The organism is Roseibium limicola, from assembly GCF_017313085.1.
Lineage (GTDB): Bacteria > Pseudomonadota > Alphaproteobacteria > Rhizobiales > Stappiaceae > Roseibium > Roseibium limicola.
In genome coordinates, this window is record NZ_JAFLNF010000002.1 from 362,101 (window position 1) to 383,575 (window position 21,475).

The window sequence follows — 21,475 nt, forward strand, 5'->3', positions numbered from 1 at the left end:
GCCATCACGTCTCCATCACGCTTGCTGATGGTTGGTGTCACCACTCCGGCATCTGTCAGAACTGCCATAACGCTCTGCGTGGTGGCTCGCCTTCAACTGCAGGCAGACAAACAAACTCGCCCCAGCGTCCTGTTGCGCCTATACACGCGCCCTGCTCCTGCTTTATGTCTCAGCTATGCGAAATGTAGGGAACTGAAGCATGCGTCACGGTGGGGATTTGGGCGAAGCGATCGAAGCTTTCGGCGGGAAGACTGAGGAATGGCTCGACCTATCGACCGGCATCAACCCTCACGCCTACCCATATGACGCACTCCTCACAGCCGAGGACTGGGCCCGGCTGCCGTCGGCTTCCCGACAGACTGACCTGCTGCAGGCAGCACGCACTGCCTATGCAGTGCCGAAGCCCCTGTCCCTTGTGGCTGCTCCCGGCACCCAGGTCCTGATCTCCCTACTGCCCGATTGCCTGCCTGCCGGTCATGTTCACATTCTGGGCCCGACCTACGCCAGCCATGCCCATGCCTGGACCCGGGCCGGGCATGATCTGACAGAAGCAAATACGTTCGAGGGCCTTCTGCAGGGTTTGAAGACCTCGCCAGGGCATGTCGTGCTCGTCAATCCGAACAACCCGGATGGCCGCAAGTTCAAGCCCGCGGCGGTGCTGGCGTTGGCTCAACACCTCCGGACCACCGGTCATGTGCTGATCATCGACGAAGCCTTCTCCGACTGCCTGCCTGAACTCAGCCTGCTTCCCCACCTGACACGAGAACATAATGTCCTCGTGTTACGTTCATTCGGCAAATTCTACGGGTTGGCCGGGCTGCGGCTAGGCTTCCTCGCAGGACCTGCCAACTTCTGCGGTGCCCTGGTGATGAAACTCGACAGCTGGGCCATCAGTGGTCCAGCTGTGGCTATTGGCACGAAGGCTCTCTCCGACACGAGCTGGCGCCAGGCCATGCAGGTCCAGCTGTCGAAAGAGATGGACAGCCTGATGTCGGTCCTGAGCAGCAATGGCCTCGACATCATCGGCCATACGCCGCTCTTCGTTCTGACAGAAACTGCCAATGCCACCGCCCTGCACCAGGCGCTGGCGCGCCAACGGATCTGGACCCGTCGTTTCGACCACTCCCCAACCCGGTTAAGGTTTGGACTGCCAAATTCTATGGACGGCCTTCTCAGGCTGGCAAGAACGCTTGCAGGCCTCCTACCGCTTCCCTGAACCACCTTAGCGACCCTGTTTTTGCGATCTGGAACTGATGCTGATCTGGTCTGACACCTTGCTGCTTCTTCTTGCCGCCCTCGTCCTGGACGCTGTCGTCGGTGATCCGGATTGGCTTTGGCGTAAACTTCCCCACCCTGTCGTGTGGATCGGCAAACTGATCGAGACGCTGGACCGACGGTGGAACCTCAAGACCCACAAGAGCGCACAGCGAAAGAAAGCCGGCCTTATCCTTCTGCTGGTCATGCTGGTCGGCAGTCTGGTCGTCGGCTCAGCTCTGCATCAACTGGCAGCCTCCCTGCCCTACGGCGAGCTGATCATTGTTCTGGCCGCAGCAATCCTACTCGCGCAAAACAGCCTCTACCGCCATGTAGCAGCGGTCCGCAACGCCCTGCGGGACGATGGCCTGGCCGGGGGGCGCAATGCAGTCTCGATGATTGTCGGGCGCGATCCTGAAAAGCTGGACACAGCGGGCGTGTCGCGCGCCGCCATTGAGTCAGCGGCGGAAAACCTGTCGGACGGCATCGTCGCTCCGGTCTTCTGGTTTGCTGTGCTTGGGCTGCCTGGCCTGATCGCCTATAAGGCAGTCAACACCGCCGACAGCATGATCGGCCACAAGACCGCCAACTATCTGGACTTCGGCTGGGCCGCCGCGAGGTTTGACGACCTTATAAACCTGCCGGCCTCACGCCTGACCGGGCTGATGATCGCAGTTGCGGCGCCGCTGGTTGGCGGCTCGCCACGGGCTGCTCTCCGGACCGTCCAACACGATGCGAAACGCCACAGGTCTCCCAATGCCGGATGGCCGGAAGCAGCGATGGCCGGCAGTCTGGGCATCGCGCTCGCTGGCCCCCGCGTCTACGCAGATTATGAAGTCCGTGACCCCTACATGAACCCGCAAGGACGCAAGAATGCCACTGCGAGCGATGTCAGCAAGGCATTGACCCTGTTGCGGGGCGTTTTCGCGCTTCAATTTCTGGCAGTGGCCGGATTGACCTTGGTTTTCATGACTTAAGGGGCAAAGAGCAGCTGACCCATTGCTTAGAAGTCGAAGATCGTTTCCGTCCTGCTCTTGGCGATTTGAAACAGCTGCTCAGCATCCATGCAAGTCTCGAGGTGAGCTGCCAATTCGTCCAGAACCTGATCGATCTGGACATTATACGCCAAACTGCTTTCTCCCCCCAACTCTGCCAGGAAAGCCTTGCGCAAAGGATCCGCTCCGAACAGCCCGTGCACATAAGTGCCGCTGACGAGGCCATCCGCAGAAACAGCTCCCTCCGCCCGCTCGCCTTGCAGTCGGACGAAAGGACGCTGCGTATCCGGACCAGCTGTTCGTCCAATATGGATTTCGTAACCCGTGAGGGCCGCGCTGCTGGCCACATGCTGGCCGGCGACGACCGTAAGCGCTTTCTCCGGCGTGAGAACCGTATCTACATCGAGGAACCCCAGACCACGCACGCTCCCAGAAGCCCCTTCGATACCGTCTGGATCAGAAACGGTTTGCCCCAGCATCTGGTAGCCGCCACAGACCCCCAGAATGCGTCCGCCGCGTCGATGATGCGCCTTCAGATCAATGTCCCAGCCCTGCTCGTGGAAAAAGGCGAGATCGGCCATGGTCGACTTCGATCCGGGCAGAAGGACCAGGTCCGCATCCCCCGGCAAGGCCTGCCCCGCATGGATCAACTCCAGGGTGACCCCGTCTTCAAGACGCAGGGGGTCCAGATCATCGAAATTGGCAATGCGCGAGGGAACCGGCACGATAATTTTCACCGGCCCGTTGCCACGCCCGTTTGCGAGTCCGAGCGCATCCTCGGCCGGCAACTTCCAGGCATCAGTAAACCATGGCACCACCCCGAGACCACGCCAGCCGGTTCGTGATTCAATCTCCAGCATGCCGTCTTCAAACAGGCTCGGGTCGCCGCGAAAACGATTGATGAAAAAGCCCTCAATGCGGATCCGCTCGGCAGCTTCAAGAACAGTATGGGTACCGACAAGTGAGGCAATAACTCCGCCACGGTCGATGTCGCCGCAGAGGATCACCGGTAGGTTGACCGCTTCGGCAAACCCCATATTGGCAATATCGCCAGACCGCAGATTGATCTCCGCCGGACTTCCGGCCCCTTCGACCAGCACCAGATCGCAATCGGATTCAATTTCTGAGAAACTCTCAATAACCCTCGGAAGCAATTCAGCTTTGTGCTGACCATACTCCCGCGCCTTCATCGTCCCAAAACGCTTGCCCTGCACGATAACCTGCGAACCTGTCTCACTTTCCGGCTTGAGCAGGATCGGGTTCATGTGAATCGACAGAGGTTGCCGAGCCGCCATGGCCTGTAATGCCTGCGCCCGACCGATTTCCCCACCATCCACCGTGACAGCCGCGTTGTTCGACATGTTCTGCGGCTTGAACGGCATGACCTTGAGGCCGCGATTGGCAAACAGCCGGCACAGCCCGGCCACGATCAAGCTCTTGCCAACATTCGAGCCGGTGCCCTGGATCATCAGGGCGGGAGTTTTTGCCAACGTCATCATTTGGTGCTTTCGGTCACATCAAGGCCCGTCTCCAGTCCCAGGGGCAGAAATTCCTTTGGGACTGGCAAGCGCGCCAGATGCAACTCCAACATCAGTCGGATCGTCGGGCGCACGGCAAACAGAACCGAGCCAACGACGAACAACCACGTTCCGGCGTAGGTCAGGCTCTCATAGAAAAAGAAAACGCTGCCGATAATGAACATGACGGCAGCAAGGAACTCCACCAGCGTGCGCGCCAGTTCATAGCGGCGCACGACCTCAGTATGGGTATGACTGGCCGTGCGCAGCCGTTGATTAAAGGGCTTCATGAATTAAGTCCAACTTCGGAAGGTGACAGAATGGGAAGCAGTGCTCTTAGAATTCAATGCCTTCCTGTGGCTTCACACCAGAGCGGAAAGGATGCTTTATCTGGGTCATGTCCGTCACCAGATCAGCAATCTCGATCAGCTCTTCCTTGGCGTTGCGCCCGGTGATGACCACATGGACATCTTCCGGCTTTTCATCGCGCAGGAACGCGACGATTTCCTCGATGGGGATGTAATCATAGCGCAGCACAATATTCAGTTCGTCGCATAGCACCAGTCGGTGTTCGCCGCTCGTGATCATCTCTTTGGCAGCCTCCCAGGCCTGACGGGCTGCTGCAATGTCTCGCTGGCGATCCTGGGTTTCCCAAGTAAAGCCCTCACCCATGCGTTTGACGGTGACCAGATCGGAGAAGCGATCCAGCGCCATGCGCTCGCCGGTTTCCAGCCGTCCCTTGACGAACTGCACGACGCCAACGGAATGACCATGACCGAGCGAGCGGAACACCATGCCGAAGCCGGCGGTGGACTTGCCCTTGCCCTTGCCTGTGTGGACGATAAGCAGACCCTTTTCGATGGTCTTGGTCGCCATGATCTTGTCGCGAGCGGCTTTCTTCTTGCGCATTTTCTCTGCATGACGGGCGTCGAGTTCTTCCTCGGACAGGTCCTGGGTCTTGTCGCTCACGGGGTTTCCTTTCGGTCTGATGCGCTCAAGCTGTCCAGCAGAGCATGCGTACTGTTCTTGCGCGGCGTCCATAGGCCCCGCGTCAGGGCCTCGGCAAAGCGCGCCAGAATCTCATGATAGGCGGCGGGATTCGCCTCCTGCAAAAACTCTCTCACCTCACTGCGCTCGATATAGGCTTCGAACAGCTGGTCAAAGTGATGATCGCCAACGGCCCGTGTGGTTGCCGAAAAGGCGAAGAGATAATCAAGCGTCGCGGCAATCTCGAAGGCGCCCTTATAGCCATGACGCATAACCCCGGCGATCCACTTCGGATTGGCGGCACGTCCACGCACCACCCGGCCGATTTCTTCCGACAGCGATCGGACCACCGGCCGCTCGGGCCGCGAGTGGTCATTGTGGTAGATCTTCGGTGCTTCCCCCTTCAGGGTTTCGACCGTGGCCGCCAGCCCACCTTCAAACTGATAATAGTCATCGCTGTCGAGCAGATCATGTTCCCGGTTGTCCTGATTGTGCAACACCGCGTCCACGGCACTCAAGCGGCTTTCCAGTTCACCACGAGCCCCGACACCTTCGGCGCCATTGCCATAGGCATAGCCCCCCCATTGCAGAAAACTCTCGGCAAAATCGGCGCGCTCATCCCAGATACCCTCGTCAATCAGCGCCTGCAGACCTGCGCCGTAAGCACCAGGCTTTGAGCCGAAGACCCGAAATCCGGCGCGCCTACGTGACTCTGCGTCTTCATACCCTTGAGCAAGATACTTCTCACGATCCTTGAGGACCCGCGCTGCAAGTGGGTTCGCCTCCTCCGGCTCATTCAAGTCTGCCACCGCCCGCACGGCACTGTCGAACAGGTCGATTTGATGCGGGAAAGCATCGCGGAAGAAACCCGAAACCCGAAGCGTCACATCGATGCGGGGTCGCCCCAGCTGCGACAGGCTGATGGTCTCAAAGCCGGTGACCCGGCCCGATCCGGCCTGCCAGACCGGACGCGCGCCGATCAGGGCCATTGCCTGGGCAATGTCATCGCCACCAGTGCGCATGTTGGCCGTCCCCCAACAGGTCAGGACAAGGGCCGTCGGCCACTCGCCTTCTTCCTGAAAATAACGTTCCGCGACCAGATCGGCAGACTGTTGCCCTAATCGCCAGGCAGTTTCCGTTGGCACCGCACGCACATCGACGGAATAGAAATTACGACCTGTCGGCAGAACATCCGGGCGGCCTCGGCTTGGCGCACCAGACGGCCCCGGCGCCACAAAGCCACCGGCCAATGCCGTGAGGACGGCTTCAGTCTCCGCCGGGCCGGATCCGATCACGGCAGGCCGAAGAACCTCATTGATTTGGCTCACCACCGCTCGCGTCGCATCCCAGCCCTCAGGCAATGGAGTACGGCCCGCAACGAGCTTCTGCGCCAACAGCTCAATCCGCTCAACCGTATCGCCATTGGAGCGCCAAGGGGCATCGGACTGCTCAAGCAGAAGCTGCGGCTTTTCACCCATCCAACTCGCTGAAAAATCACAATCGAGAGGGTCGAAAACAACGGCAGAACCACCTCCGCCAATCTCGTCATCGCCCAAGGAGGGCGCCGCTGCGTTCGCCACGACAGGCGTAGAAGAAGAATTCATATCCCGAGCAATCGCCCGCTGCAGGCTCTCCTGCTCCGCAGCACTGCCACGCGGCACACGCGCCAAAGCAACAAGCAGGTCCGTCAGAAGGTTTCCACTGGGGCTTTCGCCCAGAATATGCAGTCCGTCACGGATCTGCAGCTCTTTCAGATCACAAAGATGCGCATCGAGACGCGCCAGTCGGGTCGCTTCATCCATTTCTGGTGTGATGCCGATGTCCTGATCCAATCCGTGACGAGAGGCAACATCGAGGATATCGCGTGTCAAAGCTTTCAACCGGCGCGGATCGACACCGCTGGCCAGATAATACTCATCCAGCAACGCTTCCAGTTCTTCGCCCACCCCATGAGATTCTGCCCGCGTCAGCGGAGGCGTCAGATGGTCGACGATGACCGCAGCCGTTCGCCGTTTGGCCTGCGCCCCCTCTCCCGGATCATTGACAATGAATGGGTAGATGTTCGGCATCGGTCCAAGCACGGCTTCCGGCATGCACGCTTCGGAAAGTGCCAACGCTTTGCCCGGCAGCCATTCCAGATTTCCGTGCTTGCCCAGATGCACCACCGCATGGGCGCCGAATTGCTCCCGCAACCAGACGTAAAACGCGAAATAATGATGCGGCGGCACCAGGTTCGGATCGTGATAGGTTTCCTTGGGATCGATGTTATAGCCGCGCGCAGGCTGGATCCCGACCACCTGATTGTCGAACCTGTGCAATGCCAACCGGAAACCCCCGTCAACCACATGCGGATCCTGGGCCGGAGCGCCCCAGCGCTCAACAACCTGGCGTCGAACCGCTCCGGGCAACTTGCCGAATTCGGCTGCGTACAAATCAAGCGATAGAGACTGATAACTGTCGCGCTCACTGCGCCCGTCCAGAGCATTCGTGACGCCAGCGCTCAAACGGTCCATCAGCTCTTTGGAGGAGGCTGGCGCTTCGCCGATATCATATCCTGCCCGTCCCATCGCTTGCAGCAACCGGGCACAGGATTCCGGCGTATCCAACCCAACGCCATTCGCCAACCGGCCATCCTTGTTGGGATAATTTGCCAGGATCAACGCGCTGCGCTTGGCCTCTGGAGCAATACGGCCCAGCTGTGCCCAGTTGGCCGCAAGTTGCGCGACAAAGCGGATCCGATCGGGCACCGGCGTGAAGCGCACCGGCGTCGACTGGGTTGCCGGGTCGAAGCTGCCTTCTTCCTTGAACGAGACGGCACGGGTCGTCAGCCGGCCATCGAGTTCTGGCAGCACCACATGCATCGCAAGATCGCGGATAGACAGGCCTTGATCGCTCTCCTGCCAGCCCTCAGAAGAGGAAGAAGAGAAGATCACCTGCAGCACTGGCTTTTGCCATTGATCGAGCGGCGTCGGCTGGTGGGCGACACCTGCCTTGGAGACAGCAAAGGCCGTGGCATTGAGAACAACGTCCGGCTGCGCGCCTTCTAACAGGCTTTCCAGCACCGCAATGCTTTCCGCTTCCTTCAATGAGGACACATAAAGCGGCACCGCATTGACACCTGCCTGATCCAGCGCCTGCACGAGGGCTTCGACCGGCTCGGTCTGCGCGCCCTGAACCAAAGCCCGGTAAAACACCAGAGCAGCAACCGGTCGATCGACAGCAGGCCAACTTGCCTTCAGATCATGCAGCCCACTACCCTTCACGTCAGGCGCATAGAGCCCCGCCCGCGGCAAGGGCAGCGGCGACAGCGGCTCTTCTCCGCGCCCCAGAAGATGCGCACAGAAGCTCAGAAAGTTGCGATAATTTTCGGTGCCGCCCTCGACGCAATAGCGCCACAGACGACGCACCACAGCGGTAGGCTCGGTCGAGCGTTCCGCAAGCGCCTCGTCCCAGGTGTCGTCACCGGGCAGAAACACCAGCCGCAGTCCGTTTGCTCGTGCTTCCTCCTCAAACCGCTCGACGCCATAGCGCCAGTAATCAACGCCACCAAGCAACCGGACGATCACCAATGTGGACCCGGCAACCGTCTTTTCTGCATACATGTCGACGGAATAGGGGTGGCTGAGCGCGAGCGTGCTGGCGAGCCGTAGCTCAGGCGCTTTACCACCAAGCGACGCCCGGGCAGCCGCAAAGGCACCCAGCTCGGTGTCTGCCGCAGACAAAAAGAGCACCTCGGCCGGATCCTGCCCCAGGTCGACAGCCTCCTCGCCGTTGTCAATCGCCCGCGTCTGGCTTGCCAGAATATGCAATGAAGTCCCCTTGCGCCAAAGTCCACTGTCGTCCGGCCAGCCCGGCCCGAGGTTGTGCCCTCAGATCATCCGCGCCAAAACGGGCTGCCTTTTATGGCGCCAACATGGTGGTTGTTATTCGGCAGCCTGAACCTGTTTGGAGAGGAGCGCCTTTACGCCTTCCAGATCCAACCCCTTCAGACCAATGACCACAAGGTGTCCCGCCTTCTCGGCACCAACCGCAAACCAGGTCTCGACCCGTGGCCCAACAGCCTGAACCATGGCTGGCGCCTTCTTGCCGTCGATGACCACCGGTCCCTTGATACGCAAAACACCGGTCTTACCCATCGCTTGCAGAACAAGAGCCTCGGCATCTTTCAGGCTGGCGAAACTCGCCACCGGAATGACGTGGCTTTCAAAATCATCATGATGATGATGATCATGGTGGTGATGATCATCGTGCGCCTCATGATCATCGTGGTGGCTGCGGTCATCATCATGATGGTGATGATGATGCTCGTGGCGGCCGGTCATATCATCTTCCGCTGCCGACTGGCGACCAAGCAGAACTTCAATTGGCAAGGAGCCTTTTTCGGCTGCCACGATGGCAACACCCGCACGCAGGTCTGCAGAAATCTTCGTCTGTACTTTGGCCAAATCTTCCGGCGACACCAGATCGGCCTTGTTCAGAACAAGCAGGTCTGCACAGCGCAGCTGATCCTGAAACAGTTCCTCCACCGGACTATCATGGTCCAGAGCATCATCTGCAGCGCGCTGGGCGTCCAGAGCGGCTTCATCCAGAGCAATGCGCCCTTCCGCCAATGCAGCCGCATCCAGAACCGTGACCACACCGTCGACGGTCACCCTGGATTTGACACTCGGCCAAGAGAAGGCACGGACAAGCGGCTGTGGCAGTGCGAGACCGGAGGTTTCAATGACAATGTGTTCCGGCGGGATTTCGCGGGACAGCAGCATTTCCATGGTCGGCAGGAAGTCCTCGGCCACGGTACAGCAGATGCAGCCATTGGTCAGTTCAACCACCTCATCCGCAGCACACTCCGGGTCGGCGCAGCCGTTGACCAATGACCCATCAAAGCCCATGTCGCCGAATTCATTGACAATCAACGCAATGCGCTTGCCCTGGGCGTTCTGCAACAGCGAACGGATAAGCGTTGTCTTTCCGGCCCCAAGAAACCCGGTGATGATGGTTGCCGGAATTTTTCCGGCGGAATGCGCAGAAGTGGTCATGACAATTGATCCATATAAGAAGAGGGTTTCAGCTGAAGCGGCAGTCCGGCAGCAACAAAGATGACCTTGTCGCAGACCTCGGCCATGCGTTGGTTGAGACGGCCCTGAGCATCGCGAAAGCTGCGCGACAGCGCATCTGCAGGCACAAGACCCATGCCAATTTCATTGGAGACAAAGATGACGCGTCCCTGGAGAGCGCCAGCGGTGGCATACAGGCAGTCAATCTCTGCCGGAAGATCGCGCTCATGGAAGACCAGGTTGTTCAGCCACAGTGTCAGGCAGTCGACCAAAATGATTGAATCTGCCGCAGCCATATCCTCAAGGGCGCTGGAAAGATCGAGCTGCTCCTCGACCGTTTGCCAATCGCGACCACGGGTCTGCAGATGCAGAGCGATCCGCTCTTCGGTTTCCGTGTCGATCCTTGGACTTGTCGCCAGATAGATCTTGCGCAGGCCGCTGTCGCGGGCGAGCTTCTCCGCAAAGGCGCTCTTGCCGGACCGCGCGCCGCCTAGCACAAGCGATGCACCGCTCATAGACTGGCCTGCCAGCAGAAAGCGGCAGCAAAGATGCTGGGCCGAATGCCGGTCCCAATGATAAAATCCAAAACAACCTCCTGGCCGTCCACCCGACAGCACGTTCAACATGGGTTTCCTGTCGGGCCGGTCTCCTGGCTCGCGGTTCGAACGGTGTTTCTGAGTGCCTTCCCGCTGGCGATGCGTGGCTGCGATGCAGACATGCGCCAACAGTGACGTGTGGTTCAGAAACCCCTCACCGCTTACAGTTGCGGGGGCAGCTCCGGCTTTCAATGCGCGTCTTGATCTAAAGATGACATTGGGACCGGATTCCCGTTTCAGCCTGCCGCCGAATTTACACGCGACGTCAGACACCTGACATCCAAGGTTCTACTCGGGTTGGGCAGATGCGGCAACCATCTGCTTGCATCGTACGGCACGGGGGCTCGGCGGAAGGCGCCCGCCATGGCAAGACCTTGCCACTTGTATCTCGTGGCGGCACTTTGAGGGACCGCATTTCAATCCCGTCTGGTCAGCATAAGCTTATGATTTAAAGGCGATTATCCACATCGAGAAGGGCTTTTCCAAAGTTTCTTTTAAAAATCGGCAGTCGGGACTTGGCAAACGGGCAAAGCGTTTGATATACGCATGTCCATCGCCGGGGCCGGTCACCTACCGACCTCGACATGGTGATCCCCGATAGCTCAGTTGGTAGAGCATTCGACTGTTAATCGAATTGTCGCAGGTTCGAGCCCTGCTCGGGGAGCCATCATCTTCAGGCTCCGCCCCTTTTTCTCAGGCAAGAGCTTTTGTCCAAAGAGCATGCCTCTTTAGACTGATAATCCCCGATAGCTCAGTTGGTAGAGCATTCGACTGTTAATCGAATTGTCGCAGGTTCGAGCCCTGCTCGGGGAGCCATCACCTCTTGGTTTCTTTCAGCTACAAACTCATAAGCCGCTAACGGAACAGCGTGTTTCGCGCGTTGGGCTTGCTGAACTCAATAATTTTGAGACACATCCAAGCCTTTTTTGCGCAGCACACGAGCTCTAAACGAAAGTAATGGTGCCGGTGGCACTTGCGATTTCAGACGGGGCCAAATCAATCACAATCCCTTGTCGATACTTGAACTTGCACTCAGCAAAAACACCCGGATCTTCTGATCCGTCAGACGCAGATGCGAGTTCTTGCACCAGCTTCCGTGTACGGCACCCCTACCCAGAAACACATGCCAAATTACGCATAACCACTGATTTCGTTAGGGAAGTTTCGAACGACAAGCAAAAAAACTGTCTCAAACAAGAACGGTAAGCATACCCCTGTTGCTTTTACCAAGTTGCCAGAATCACCGGTTTCGGACCACGATGATTCATGACTTGGGTGCCAACCTTGCATAATTGTTCTCCCCAACGGGGTTGTTCAACTCAAGTCGAACTAGGCAGGAAAACCGCCTTCGGGCTGTGAGAATTCCGAACAAGGAATCCATGTCCCGATCAGGTGGCGCACAAAATTCAACGTGCCTGCGAATGATGCCGGGATGCCCATTTGGGTAAATGCATGTGGCCCCATCCTAAAGCAGTGGCCCGGCAATGCACCGAGTAAATAAAGCGCGAGGCCCACCTCGCGCTTTATTTGTATCTGCACTGATGTTCAGAATTCAGCTTGCTTCAGTGCCCGGCAACTTGGGGAAGGACAAAAGGCATCTCTCGGCCCGGTGTTTCACCTACAGGCAGAACACACTCATAGAGACTTGAGACAAGGTCGCTGGTGATTACCTGCTGTACCGAGCCTTCTGCTCGCGCCTCACCCTGCTTCAATGCCAGAACGTGATCTGCGAACATCGCCGTTAGGTTAAGATCGTGCATCACGGCAACGACGCCGCCCCCGCCTTCAGCAAACGATCTGGCAAACCGCATCACCCAGAGTTGGTGCTTGATATCCAGACTGGAAACAGGCTCATCCAGAAACAGCCACCGTGGGCCCTCGGGGCCGACAGGCGCACCGACCTGACACAGAACCCGCGCAAGCTGCACCCGCTGCTGCTCGCCCCCCGAAAGTTGCTGGTAGGAGCGCCCACTGAAGCCATTCAGATCCACCGCCGCCAAGGCATCTTCCACCGAATAGGATCCGCCCTCATTGCCGCGCACCCGACGCCCCAGCGAGACGACCTCGTGAACCGTCAATGGAAAGGCAACAGACGTGTGTTGCGGCAGGACGGCTCGGCAGAGCGACAACTCACGTCGGTTTTCTTCACTCACCAGCCGCCCGGCAAGTCGGATCGAGCCATGATAGCCAAGCTCTCCGATGATCGCCTTCAGAAGCGTGCTCTTGCCCGATCCATTGGGTCCGATAATCGCGCTGAACCTGCCAGCTTCGGCCTTAAACCCGACCTGGCGTAGGATCTCCTTGCGGCCGATCACTACGCAAACCCCCTCGACGTCCAGTCTAGATGCCGAAATTGGATGAGGACCGCCGGGAATATTCGTCGAAGAAGCCATGTTAGACACCTGCCATCAGTCCCTTGCGACGCAAGAGAATCCAGAGGAAGAACGGCGCCCCGACCAAAGCCGTGACGATACCAATCGGCAATTCTGCCGGCGCCACGATCACACGGGCAATCGCGTCCGCCAAGAGCAGCAAGGACGCGCCCAACAGCACACAGCCAGGCAGCAGATAGCGATGATCTGGCCCGATCACCAACCGCAATAGATGCGGCACCACAATCCCCACGAAGCCGATCCCACCGCTGACAGCCACACATGCGCCGGTGGCCAGGGCAACACAGATGATGGACAGGGTTTTCAGGCGCTCGACGTGGATACCCATGTGGCCAGCCGCAGCCTCGCCAAGAAACAGGCTGTTTAGTCCTGGAGCCATGAGCAGCGCGCCAAGACTTGCAACCCCCACAAACGGAAGGGCAGCTGCAACCTTGCCCCAGGTCGCTCCCGCGAGCGAACCCAACTGCCAGAAATTCAGATCGCGCAATTGCTGGTCATCTGCCAGAAAGATCAACACACCCACCATGGCCAAAGCGAGCGCCGACAAGGCGATACCGGCCAGTAGAAGTGTTGCGACAGACGTCTGCCCCTCCGTCCGCCCAAGGGAATAGAGACAGAAGGTCGTCGCAAGGCTGCCAACAAAGGCAGCAACCGGAAGGGCATAGATCCCCAGGTGGAGCGTTACTGGCGCCAGCACACTACTGCCCAGGACAATCATCGCAGCCGCCCCGAGACTGGCGCCAGCAGAAACCCCAACGACCCCAGGGTCTGCAAGAGGATTTCGAAAAAGCCCCTGCATCACCGCCCCGGCGATGGCCAGACCGCCGCCAACGATGACCCCTAGCACCATGCGCGGCAGCCGAATGACCTCGATCACCAGTTGGTCCCGTGCACTCAGCTCATGTTGCCCCGCAACCGCTTGCAGATACTCCCAGAGGCGGATGTCCACCGCCCCACTGGTCATGGACAACCAGATACAGACCAGAAGGAAACCGCAAAGCAGCAGCAAAACCAGAAGCGCCCGATTACGCCGGTCCCCCTCCACGCCTGTCCGGCTCCAACGCACACGCAGCGAAACATCGGCAACACTCATTTTGCAGAACCGGCTCCGACGAGTTCGGACACTTCGGCGCTCAGCTCCGTTACGGCACTTGCTGTGCGAGGTCCGAATCCAAGCAGGTAGAGACCGTTCATCGCGATGATACGCTCATTCTTGCCGGCAGGCGTCGCGCCCAGGGCGGGATGGGTCAAAACGGTATCCTTGCGGGCGGAATGATCGCCTGCGCCACTCATCATCAGGATCACATCCGGGGCTGCTTCCGTCACCGCTTCATTGCTCAGCGGCTTGTAGCCGGAGAAGCCTGACACCGCGTTGGTCAGATGCGCCATTTTTAGGACACCGTCAGCCGCTGTGCCTTCGCCAGAGGCAAGCACGTTGCCGCCCTGCAGTGACAAGACGAAAAGCACCTTAGTGTCGCCAGGCCGCGCCGCAGCTTCCGCTTCGGCGGCAGCAAGCTCCTGCTTCAGCTGTTCGATCAGTACGTCAGCCTTGTCCTGTGCCCCCATCGCTTGCCCGACCACTTCGATCTTGTCGAGAATGCCTTGAGCGCTGTAGGCCTCAGGCACCAAAACGATCGGAACTCCGGCTTCTGCCAGCACCGTCATGGTTTCCGGCGGCCCACTTCCTTCAAGCGCCACGATTGCATCCATCCCCGTTGACAACACGCCTTCCGGGCTAAGCGCGCGGATGTAGCCAACATCAGGAAGCGCCAAGGCTTGCTGCGGATAGAGACTGGTGGAATCGCGGGCAACAAGCCGGTCTTCCAATCCAAGCGCATAGATGATTTCGGTCACAGAGCCGCCGATCGCAACGACCTTGTGTGCCTGTGACACGTCCGCCACTGTTTGTGCGGGCGCTGCAGAAGATTGAGCAAGAGCAGGCGCTTCGGCGGCAAAAGCCAGCCCGAGAACCAGAACCGCGGTCGATGCCGCATGCGTGAAGGCAGTTTTCATCATGGTGTCCCAATGGCCACGAATAAAGCGTACGCCAACAAAATTTAGCGCCGAACATTATCCGGAATGATAGAATTAAACGATGGCTAAACATCGGAAAAAACACGCGAAAACGGCCAGAGATTACCTCTCGCCTCCTCCGCGTCACCGGTGTCATGGCTGGCTCGTCGATCAGAGCTTTACTTGACTATAACATTCATATTTTATAATTGTCACGCGCACAGCGGTGGAAAATCAATTTCGCCCAACACATCAGGTGTCTAGCCAGCGGCGTTTGCAGGGGATCAACTCCGGTTTAGCCTGCGTTGCAGCCAGAAAAAGGGAAGTATTCTAATGCCAAATTCCATTCGCCAGACCCTGGCCCGAGCGTTTGCTCCCAACCGCCATATGGGCTTCGCATTTGCCCTTTCGCTGACCTACGCGCTCGCCGCGCCCAGTATGGTACATGCGCAAGAAGAGGCCGGTTTGTCGCTGGAATTGAACCGTGCAGCCCAGACCAAGACAGGCTGCATGCTGACCTTCGTCGCCACAAACAAAGCCAAGGCAAGCCTGAACGGCGTGGCCTATGAGCTCGTCTTGTTCAACAAGGACGGCCTGGTGGAGCAGATGACAGCTTTCGATTTTGGAGCTCTTCCGAATGGCAAGACAGTCGTTCGCCAGTTCGAGCTGCCCAATCGCCAGTGCGAAAGCCTGGGTCAGATCCTGATCAATGGCGCATCGCGCTGTGATGTCGCTGATCCGCAGCCTGGCCTGGAAGATATCTGCATAAGCGCACTTCAGCCGAAAACCCGTGCGGACATCGACTTCCTGAAATAATGCTGTCGGAACTTGCGTCTCGGGTGCCAGTGCAATCTTGCGAATGCACAGACCTGTCGCAAAAACGGTAGCAACATATCACCCCTGGCCCCCGGCGCGCTTTTCTGACCTCCTGCGCCAAGGGTTGGGGGTGCCTCAAGCGGATTTTCCTGCAAGCCAGCGACAGTCCGCCCTTACCAATTCAGAAGTCAGGTCACATCAAGACAGAATGGTGAATCCGCCGCCGCCGGCATAGGCCGCATCGCAGGCCTTCATCGCCACCTGAAAAGCTTCTTGAGCTGTCGACATATCGTCTGTCAGGCGAACCACGCCGATTGAAATCGGATTCGTCCCATCCTCGGTTTTGCACTCTTGAATGGAACGCAGCTCAGTCAAAGTGCGACGCGAGACAGCCTTCACCACGCGCCGGCTGTTCTGTACCTGTGGGAAAATCACCAGAAACTCACCACTGTCCAGCCGCGCGACCTTGTCCATCCCCCGGACTTTTCCAAGGATATTCTGGGTGACAGCCCGGAGCATCCTGCGATCCTTCGCAGAGTGTTCGACCGCGGCTGAGGCCTTTGTCCGACCAACCCGCACAATAGACAGAACCCCGTGGCCCTCGGTCTCGTGGATCGTCCGAAGCGTTTCATCAAGCGAACGCATGGCCCAGGCCTGATCATGCAGTCCTGTTTCATCATCCAGCCCAGCATTGCCTGCCGATGTGCTGCCATCATCGTCGCCCGCCAAAAGAACGCTGTGGGTTCCAATCCAGCCGCCACCGGGCAAGGGCGAGTGATTTGACTTCAGAATCCGCCCATTGGCCATACGGAACCGCGAGTGAACCACCTCGCCCCGGTTCAACCGAGCAATCAGCCCATCCACATGTGCCTTCACATCGCCCTGGAAATTGCCGCGTGCCTTCGCCACTTCAATCAGGTCAAACAGCGAGATCCCGCGCCGGGCTTCGCCATGCTGCTTGTTGAAATATTCGACATACTTGTCGTTCCAGGTCTGAAGTCGCCCTTCCCGGTCGAACACGCTGACGGCAAGATTGATGTTCTCGAAAGTATGCTCAAGCTCTTCGCTTTTCTCGCGCGCCAGCTTTTCCTTCGCCTGCAGCTCCTCTGCCGCATTTCGGCTCTCGGTGATATCTTCAACGAACGTCAGAATATTACCGCCGGGAAGGGCTCTGCCAGAGACACGGAAGATGGTTCCATCGGCGAACTTCCGCTCGAACGGTGCACCGTCGATAAGCCGCAGTCTCTCGGTTGACCGCGCAACCTCCTCCGCGAGGTTTTCCTCTCCCGAGCCCATATGCTTGAACGCATTATGCAGCATGTCGGAAAGCGAAACGGTCTCGCCGACCTCGCCGTCCTGAAAATGCAGAAGCTTCATCCATTTGCTGTTGAAATAGGTCACCTCCATATCGGCGGTGATCAGAGCAACAGCCGCTGGGAAATAGTCAAAGATCGCCTTCAGAACGGAGGCTTTTTCCTTGAGTTCGGTAACGTCAGCAAAAAAATCGGCTCGGTAACTGGAAGGAGTGATCTGGCTGGTGGACTGAATCCATCGGCCGTCGCTCAACCTCTCCAGACGCGTAGGCTCGCCCATGAAAAAACCATTGCGCCACTCTTCAATCCATGAGTCGCGCGCCGGTGTGGCGCTTGGCGCGTCAGGAAACTGCCCTGACACGAGTGCATCTGTCATGAGTTGATGGAACGTCTGGCCGCGACATTTCTTGATCCCTACTCCGGAGAGAACCCCAAAGCGGTAAGCCGCGTTGGCCATGTAAAGTTTGTCGTCCTGATCGTAGATCGCAAAACCTGAGGGAACAGCTTCAAACACCTCGTTCAACATGTCCTCGGTGTGCTTCTGCTGGGTGACATCATTGATTGAAATGACGACGCCAACAAGCTCGCCGCTCTCATCGTTGATCAACGGTTCTGAATGGCATTTCAGCCACTTGCGCTGACGACTGACACCAATCCGTGACAGAGAATTCCACTTCATGCTCTCACGACCAGAGAGGAGCCTTTCAACCAGCTCGTCTCCCCCGATGGCGCTCAGGCCATCTTCTTCGGCAAGCGAGTAATCCGGGGCGAATTCAGTCGCAATGCTGGCAAGATGGCTCAATCCCTCGTAGAGGGTTTCAACCTCAAGTATCGTTTCCGCCGCTGCATTGTACCATCGCAGAACCCCCTCCCGGTCCGCCACCAGAATGCCTTCGGTCAAGGCATCCAGCGTCGAACGATAGAGCCGCTCGGCCGTGGCAACCTCAGACTCCATCTGTACCTGGGAAGTGATATCGGTCACTGCTCCAACCAGGCGCGGGCGCTTCCGACCAGGCTCGAAGATCGGCTGACAAACCGAATAAACCCAGACATCGCGTCCCATCGCAGTGGTAATCTGCAATTTCAGCTCCCAACCGGAGCCGCTGCGTAAGGCTTCTTTAAAAGCAGATTCCAGTAAAGGCTGACAGTCTGGATTACACAGCTGAAACCACTCCTGCAGCTTCAGCGTCGTCCCTTCCGGCAAGTCGTGAATACGGCAAGTCTGCGGAGTCCAACGAACTTCCCGCGTCTCGCCGTCAATCTCCCACCCCCCCATGCCCGCTAGTTCATTGAACTGGTTGAAGAAGTCCCTGAGATCAACCTCCTGCTCCAACTGCTGTTCGAGTCCACTCACTTGAGTGGAATGCTCCAGCAACGTGACAGCTGCAGCGAGGAGTGAAGTCAAGGCATTCCGCGCGCCATGCTCTTCCGGGGGCGTGTCGCCGATCAGCAGAAGCATTCCAGAAAGCACTGGTGCACCAAGCACCCAAACCACCAGCGGTTCCAGATCATCATTCATCAGAGGAAGAGAGATCTCGATCAAGTCTCTGGGGTCAGAGCTTGCAGGCTCCAGCTGGTCCTGCAGCCAGATCGCCAAATTCTGATCGACGTCCAGCTCAGGCGCAGCGCCTGCCTTCCCCAGACATTCCAGCCGCTCGTTTTGCAGAAGATAAAAGCCGGCGAACCGACCTCCCGTCAAAGCAACAGTCGGGGCCAGGAGATTTGACAGACCATCTGGTGAACTAATCTGCCCAGCAGCATCAAGTGGCAGATCCGGATAACCGGGAAGTTTGGGATCGGCAAAAGCCACGGTCACGGAACACGCCTTATGCTTGAGTTGATCGACGCATAGGGTAACTCGACAAGTCCTAACCAGTAGTTTTCAATATAAACAAAATAAATATGTAAATACTATCAAATATAAAATTTACAGTGTTAGAAAATACAATATAAATTCACATTTTTGGCCGCACGCTCTTGCTCCAACATCCGCAAAAGCGCCTTCAAGAACATAAGGCCTAACAAAACGTTTCCAGGATAACGCCGAATTGTGTTCGATGTTACACTCTTTCTTCCAAAATCCGCGATAGAATTGTGTTTCAATAATGGCGATACTATGTCGTCGAGTGCCCCGGAATGACCTAAAGGAAAAACAGTAAATTTGAGATTTTACTCTGAAGGGGGGAACAGGAGCCCGCCTTCCGCGTTTAGTTAACAACGGGGCCCAACAGGAAGCGTAGGAGCTTCAGGAGGCGGAATGATGCTTTGGACAAAACCCAATACTGCTGGCCACACGCCGGACATCACTGCCGAGCGCTTTGCATTGGCTGAGCGAGCCAAAAGCCTCACGGCGCAGGCCGCCCTCACTACGCTTCTTGCACTGTCTTCTCTCGGCCTTGCCGAGACCGTCAGGGCGGAAAACCGCCTTGAGCTCCCGGAAGAGACCATCCTCCTCGAAGACGACCGACTTGCCGTCACCGTCGCCTCCGCTTCACAGCAGGAGCTGGACCCGCTCGACAGCGAATATAATATCTGGGTTGGTCAGATTGACATCAACGACCGATCCGCCATCTGGGTCGAGTTGATCGATGGCTATGGTGAGGTCATTTACGACAGCGAAGTCGGGCCGAATGAAACACACCTTCTCCCCGACGGTCGGGCGATTGTTGTCCGCTCTGTCGATCCAGCAACTCGAATTGCCAAAATTGATGAAAGTCGACTGGTATCTGACGCTGCCATGATGGTAACCCGACGTGTCATCGAGGACGAGACTGTCGGCGCCACCTCGGTGGAATTCATCGAGGCCAAGCCACAAGCTTCCGCACCAGAGACAGATCACAGCCCGATGATGCAGTTGGCAACCTTCGGTGGCGCTGCATGGCACCTGGTCACAAATTGGTTTGGTGGCGCTGTACAGCAGGTTCAGGTCGCCTGGAATTGGCTGATCGATACCCTTCACGCCTGATGCTCCAAATCCCCCGCGATCATCGGCCAAGAGGCCGGGCGCCAGCTGCGCCCGGCCTCTTTCCTGTTGTGAGACCAGACCCGCAAACTTCGCGTGAAACAATCATGCGAAACGGCAATATTTCAAAAAATTCAAAGCCTTTTGGAACTTTAAGTGATCTGCGACCGTAGCTGAGACGTAATTTGAACCAATCCTGCGGAGGCATTCTCCAAAGGTCGTCCATAATAACGATAAGGGCACAAAATGCGGATTGCGGTCATCGGCTCCGGTATCTCGGGAAACAGCGCAGCATCAGTCCTGAGCGAGAAACACGACGTCATTCTCTATGAAAAGCGAGAGCGTACAGGTGGTCATAGCGCCACTGTCGACATCGATTACGATGGCACGCCGATTTCCGTCGACACCGGCTTTATCGTCTACAATGAACTCAACTACCCCAACCTGACGAAGATGTTCGCGCACCTTGGCGTGGAGACAGAAGAAAGCGATATGAGCTTTGCCTTGTCTGCAGACAACCGGCGCCATGAATGGTCGGGACAGTCACTGAATACGGTCTTTGCCCAGCGCCGCAATCTGATGAGCCCGAGTTTCCTGATGATGCTTCGGCAGATCTTCCGCTTCAATAAGGAAAGCGTGCGCGATCTCGACGCCGGCCTGCTGCGCGGCCTGTCGCTCGGCAACTACCTCAACGCCAACCGATATGGCCGGACCTTCACCGACCGCTATCTGCTTCCTATGGGAGCGGCGATCTGGTCAACGCCCCTCGCCGACATGGCAGACTATCCTGCGGAAAACTTTGTCTCCTTTTTCAAGAACCACCGCTTGGTGAATTTTGACCGCCCCATTTGGCGCACCGTTTCCGGCGGAAGCCGGCAGTATGTCGGCAAGCTTCTCGCTCCCCTGGGAGACAACATTCGCCATGGGGCGATGGTCACAGGCGTCGAGCGCTTTCCGGACAGGGTCGTGGTGACTGACGTGAACGGTGGTTCCGACACCTTCGACCACGTAGTCATCGCCGGGCACTCCGATCAGGCCCTTGCCATGCTGACCACACCCAGTCAGGACGAACATGCAATCCTTTCGGCCATCCGCTACCGGCCAAACACGGTCTATCTGCACCGGGATCTCTCGCTGATGCCGCGCAATCGCAAGGTCTGGGCCTCCTGGAACTATCTTGCTGGTCAGGACGCCTTCACTCAGGCCCAGGTCACCGTCAGCTACTGGATGAACCGCCTCCAGAACATTCCCGAGGACAAGCCGCTGTTCGTTACCCTGAACCCGGTTGAGGCGCCGTCGGAAGAGCTCACCTTCGGACGCTTTGTCTATGACCACCCGCAATTCAATCAAGCTGCCATTGACGCGCAGACCGCACTGGATACCATTCAGGGTCGTCAGCGGACATGGTTCTGCGGGGCGTGGACCGGGCATGGCTTCCATGAGGACGGCTTGAAGTCCGGTTTGGCCGTTGCCCGGGCGCTGGGCTGTGAGGCCCCATGGGAGCAGTCTCGGGACAAGGAACTCGCTCTCCAGGCCGCCGAGTAGGATGAGAGGACAATCCTCATGTCAGGTCGC

The 21,475-nt window shown here is 57.8% G+C and carries 15 protein-coding genes, 2 tRNA genes and 1 riboswitch; of the genes, 7 read left to right on the forward strand and 10 right to left on the reverse strand.

All coding sequences use genetic code 11. From position 1 onward, the window contains the following. Positions 1 to 199 precede the first annotated feature (199 nt). Together cobD and cbiB are read left to right on the forward strand one after the other, a co-directional pair. Positions 200 to 1,216, forward strand: a complete 1,017-nt coding sequence (gene cobD, locus J0X15_RS05110; protein WP_206938708.1) for a threonine-phosphate decarboxylase CobD — start codon at positions 200 to 202, stop codon at positions 1,214 to 1,216. Between the two features lie 37 nt (positions 1,217 to 1,253). Further along, positions 1,254 to 2,231 (forward strand): adenosylcobinamide-phosphate synthase CbiB, encoded by a 978-nt coding sequence (cbiB, locus tag J0X15_RS05115; RefSeq protein ID WP_206938710.1) that lies wholly within the window; start codon positions 1,254 to 1,256, stop codon positions 2,229 to 2,231. 26 nt (positions 2,232 to 2,257) lie between these two features. On the opposite strand, the gene J0X15_RS05120 is transcribed toward cbiB, so the two are convergent. From J0X15_RS05120 to cobU, 6 genes are all read right to left on the reverse strand, one after another. Beyond that, on the reverse strand, positions 2,258 to 3,748 hold the full coding sequence (locus J0X15_RS05120) for a cobyric acid synthase (RefSeq protein ID WP_408015320.1): 1,491 nt from the start codon (positions 3,746 to 3,748) through the stop codon (positions 2,258 to 2,260). Beyond that, on the reverse strand, positions 3,745 to 4,056 hold the full coding sequence (locus tag J0X15_RS05125; protein ID WP_206938712.1) for a YrhK family protein: 312 nt from the start codon (positions 4,054 to 4,056) through the stop codon (positions 3,745 to 3,747). Before J0X15_RS05125 ends, J0X15_RS05120 begins: the two co-directional genes overlap by 4 nt. Before the next feature lie 46 nt (positions 4,057 to 4,102). Next, positions 4,103 to 4,735 carry a cob(I)yrinic acid a,c-diamide adenosyltransferase gene (gene cobO, locus J0X15_RS05130; protein ID WP_331461879.1) on the reverse strand — a complete coding sequence of 211 codons (633 nt, stop codon included), beginning with the start codon at positions 4,733 to 4,735 and terminating at the stop codon, positions 4,103 to 4,105. After that, complete coding sequence (gene cobN, locus J0X15_RS05135; protein ID WP_206938714.1) at positions 4,732 to 8,562, reverse strand: cobaltochelatase subunit CobN; 3,831 nt, start codon at positions 8,560 to 8,562, stop codon at positions 4,732 to 4,734. Before cobN ends, cobO begins: the two co-directional genes overlap by 4 nt. Before the next feature lie 114 nt (positions 8,563 to 8,676). Beyond that, positions 8,677 to 9,789 carry a cobalamin biosynthesis protein CobW gene (cobW, locus tag J0X15_RS05140; protein WP_206938715.1) on the reverse strand — a complete coding sequence of 371 codons (1,113 nt, stop codon included), beginning with the start codon at positions 9,787 to 9,789 and terminating at the stop codon, positions 8,677 to 8,679. Next, positions 9,786 to 10,322 carry a bifunctional adenosylcobinamide kinase/adenosylcobinamide-phosphate guanylyltransferase gene (cobU, locus tag J0X15_RS05145; RefSeq protein WP_206938716.1) on the reverse strand — a complete coding sequence of 179 codons (537 nt, stop codon included), beginning with the start codon at positions 10,320 to 10,322 and terminating at the stop codon, positions 9,786 to 9,788. The genes cobW and cobU overlap by 4 nt, the downstream gene beginning before the upstream one ends. A 107-nt stretch (positions 10,323 to 10,429) precedes the next feature. Further along, a riboswitch (cobalamin riboswitch) is annotated at positions 10,430 to 10,695 on the reverse strand. 299 nt (positions 10,696 to 10,994) lie between these two features. Between cobU and J0X15_RS05150 the strand changes: the two genes are divergently transcribed. Together J0X15_RS05150 and J0X15_RS05155 are read left to right on the forward strand one after the other, a co-directional pair. Further along, positions 10,995 to 11,070, forward strand: a tRNA-Asn gene (locus J0X15_RS05150). Positions 11,071 to 11,143: 73 nt separating this feature from the next. Further along, positions 11,144 to 11,219, forward strand: a tRNA-Asn gene (locus J0X15_RS05155). A gap of 746 nt (positions 11,220 to 11,965) precedes the next feature. On the opposite strand, the gene J0X15_RS05160 is transcribed toward J0X15_RS05155, so the two are convergent. Genes J0X15_RS05160 through J0X15_RS05170 form a run of 3 tightly spaced genes read right to left on the reverse strand, consistent with a single transcriptional unit; the run spans position 11,966 to position 14,812 of the window. Then, on the reverse strand, positions 11,966 to 12,796 hold the full coding sequence (locus tag J0X15_RS05160) for a heme ABC transporter ATP-binding protein (RefSeq protein ID WP_206938717.1): 831 nt from the start codon (positions 12,794 to 12,796) through the stop codon (positions 11,966 to 11,968). Position 12,797: 1 nt separating this feature from the next. Beyond that, a complete protein-coding gene (locus tag J0X15_RS05165) occupies positions 12,798 to 13,889 on the reverse strand; it encodes a FecCD family ABC transporter permease (RefSeq protein WP_206938718.1) in 1,092 nt (363 codons plus the stop codon). Next, on the reverse strand, positions 13,886 to 14,812 hold the full coding sequence (locus tag J0X15_RS05170; RefSeq protein WP_206938720.1) for a heme/hemin ABC transporter substrate-binding protein: 927 nt from the start codon (positions 14,810 to 14,812) through the stop codon (positions 13,886 to 13,888). The genes J0X15_RS05165 and J0X15_RS05170 overlap by 4 nt, the downstream gene beginning before the upstream one ends. A 330-nt stretch (positions 14,813 to 15,142) precedes the next feature. Here J0X15_RS05170 and J0X15_RS05175 point away from each other — a divergent pair, with 330 nt between their 5' ends. Beyond that, positions 15,143 to 15,625, forward strand: coding sequence for a hypothetical protein (locus J0X15_RS05175; RefSeq protein WP_206938722.1), 483 nt, complete (start codon positions 15,143 to 15,145; stop codon positions 15,623 to 15,625). A gap of 198 nt (positions 15,626 to 15,823) precedes the next feature. Here J0X15_RS05175 and J0X15_RS05180 read toward each other — a convergent pair whose 3' ends face one another. Further along, the gene (locus tag J0X15_RS05180) at positions 15,824 to 18,754 is read right to left on the reverse strand and encodes a PAS-domain containing protein (RefSeq protein ID WP_206938724.1); all 2,931 of its coding nucleotides are present in this window, start codon (positions 18,752 to 18,754) and stop codon (positions 15,824 to 15,826) included. A gap of 441 nt (positions 18,755 to 19,195) precedes the next feature. On the opposite strand from J0X15_RS05180, the gene J0X15_RS05185 reads away from it, so the two are divergent. Both J0X15_RS05185 and J0X15_RS05190 read left to right on the forward strand, forming a co-directional pair. Further along, positions 19,196 to 19,903 carry a hypothetical protein gene (locus J0X15_RS05185; protein ID WP_209015088.1) on the forward strand — a complete coding sequence of 236 codons (708 nt, stop codon included), beginning with the start codon at positions 19,196 to 19,198 and terminating at the stop codon, positions 19,901 to 19,903. 243 nt (positions 19,904 to 20,146) lie between these two features. After that, on the forward strand, positions 20,147 to 21,445 hold the full coding sequence (locus tag J0X15_RS05190; protein ID WP_206938726.1) for an NAD(P)/FAD-dependent oxidoreductase: 1,299 nt from the start codon (positions 20,147 to 20,149) through the stop codon (positions 21,443 to 21,445). Positions 21,446 to 21,475: the final 30 nt, after the last annotated feature.

What these genes read in the sequence shown, in the direction of transcription:
- cobW (WP_206938715.1), bottom strand. Translation starts at nt 9,789, where the DNA reads ATGACCACTTCTGCGCATTCCGCCGGAAAAATTCCGGCAACCATCATC.
- J0X15_RS05190 (WP_206938726.1), top strand. Translation starts at nt 20,147, where the DNA reads ATGCGGATTGCGGTCATCGGCTCCGGTATCTCGGGAAACAGCGCAGCA.
- J0X15_RS05185 (WP_209015088.1), top strand. Translation starts at nt 19,196, where the DNA reads ATGATGCTTTGGACAAAACCCAATACTGCTGGCCACACGCCGGACATC.
- J0X15_RS05125 (WP_206938712.1), bottom strand. Translation starts at nt 4,056, where the DNA reads ATGAAGCCCTTTAATCAACGGCTGCGCACGGCCAGTCATACCCATACT.
- cobD (WP_206938708.1), top strand. Translation starts at nt 200, where the DNA reads ATGCGTCACGGTGGGGATTTGGGCGAAGCGATCGAAGCTTTCGGCGGG.
- J0X15_RS05175 (WP_206938722.1), top strand. Translation starts at nt 15,143, where the DNA reads ATGCCAAATTCCATTCGCCAGACCCTGGCCCGAGCGTTTGCTCCCAAC.
- J0X15_RS05170 (WP_206938720.1), bottom strand. Translation starts at nt 14,812, where the DNA reads ATGATGAAAACTGCCTTCACGCATGCGGCATCGACCGCGGTTCTGGTT.
- cbiB (WP_206938710.1), top strand. Translation starts at nt 1,254, where the DNA reads ATGCTGATCTGGTCTGACACCTTGCTGCTTCTTCTTGCCGCCCTCGTC.
- J0X15_RS05120 (WP_408015320.1), bottom strand. Translation starts at nt 3,748, where the DNA reads ATGATGACGTTGGCAAAAACTCCCGCCCTGATGATCCAGGGCACCGGC.
- J0X15_RS05160 (WP_206938717.1), bottom strand. Translation starts at nt 12,796, where the DNA reads ATGGCTTCTTCGACGAATATTCCCGGCGGTCCTCATCCAATTTCGGCA.
- cobU (WP_206938716.1), bottom strand. Translation starts at nt 10,322, where the DNA reads ATGAGCGGTGCATCGCTTGTGCTAGGCGGCGCGCGGTCCGGCAAGAGC.
- J0X15_RS05165 (WP_206938718.1), bottom strand. Translation starts at nt 13,889, where the DNA reads ATGAGTGTTGCCGATGTTTCGCTGCGTGTGCGTTGGAGCCGGACAGGC.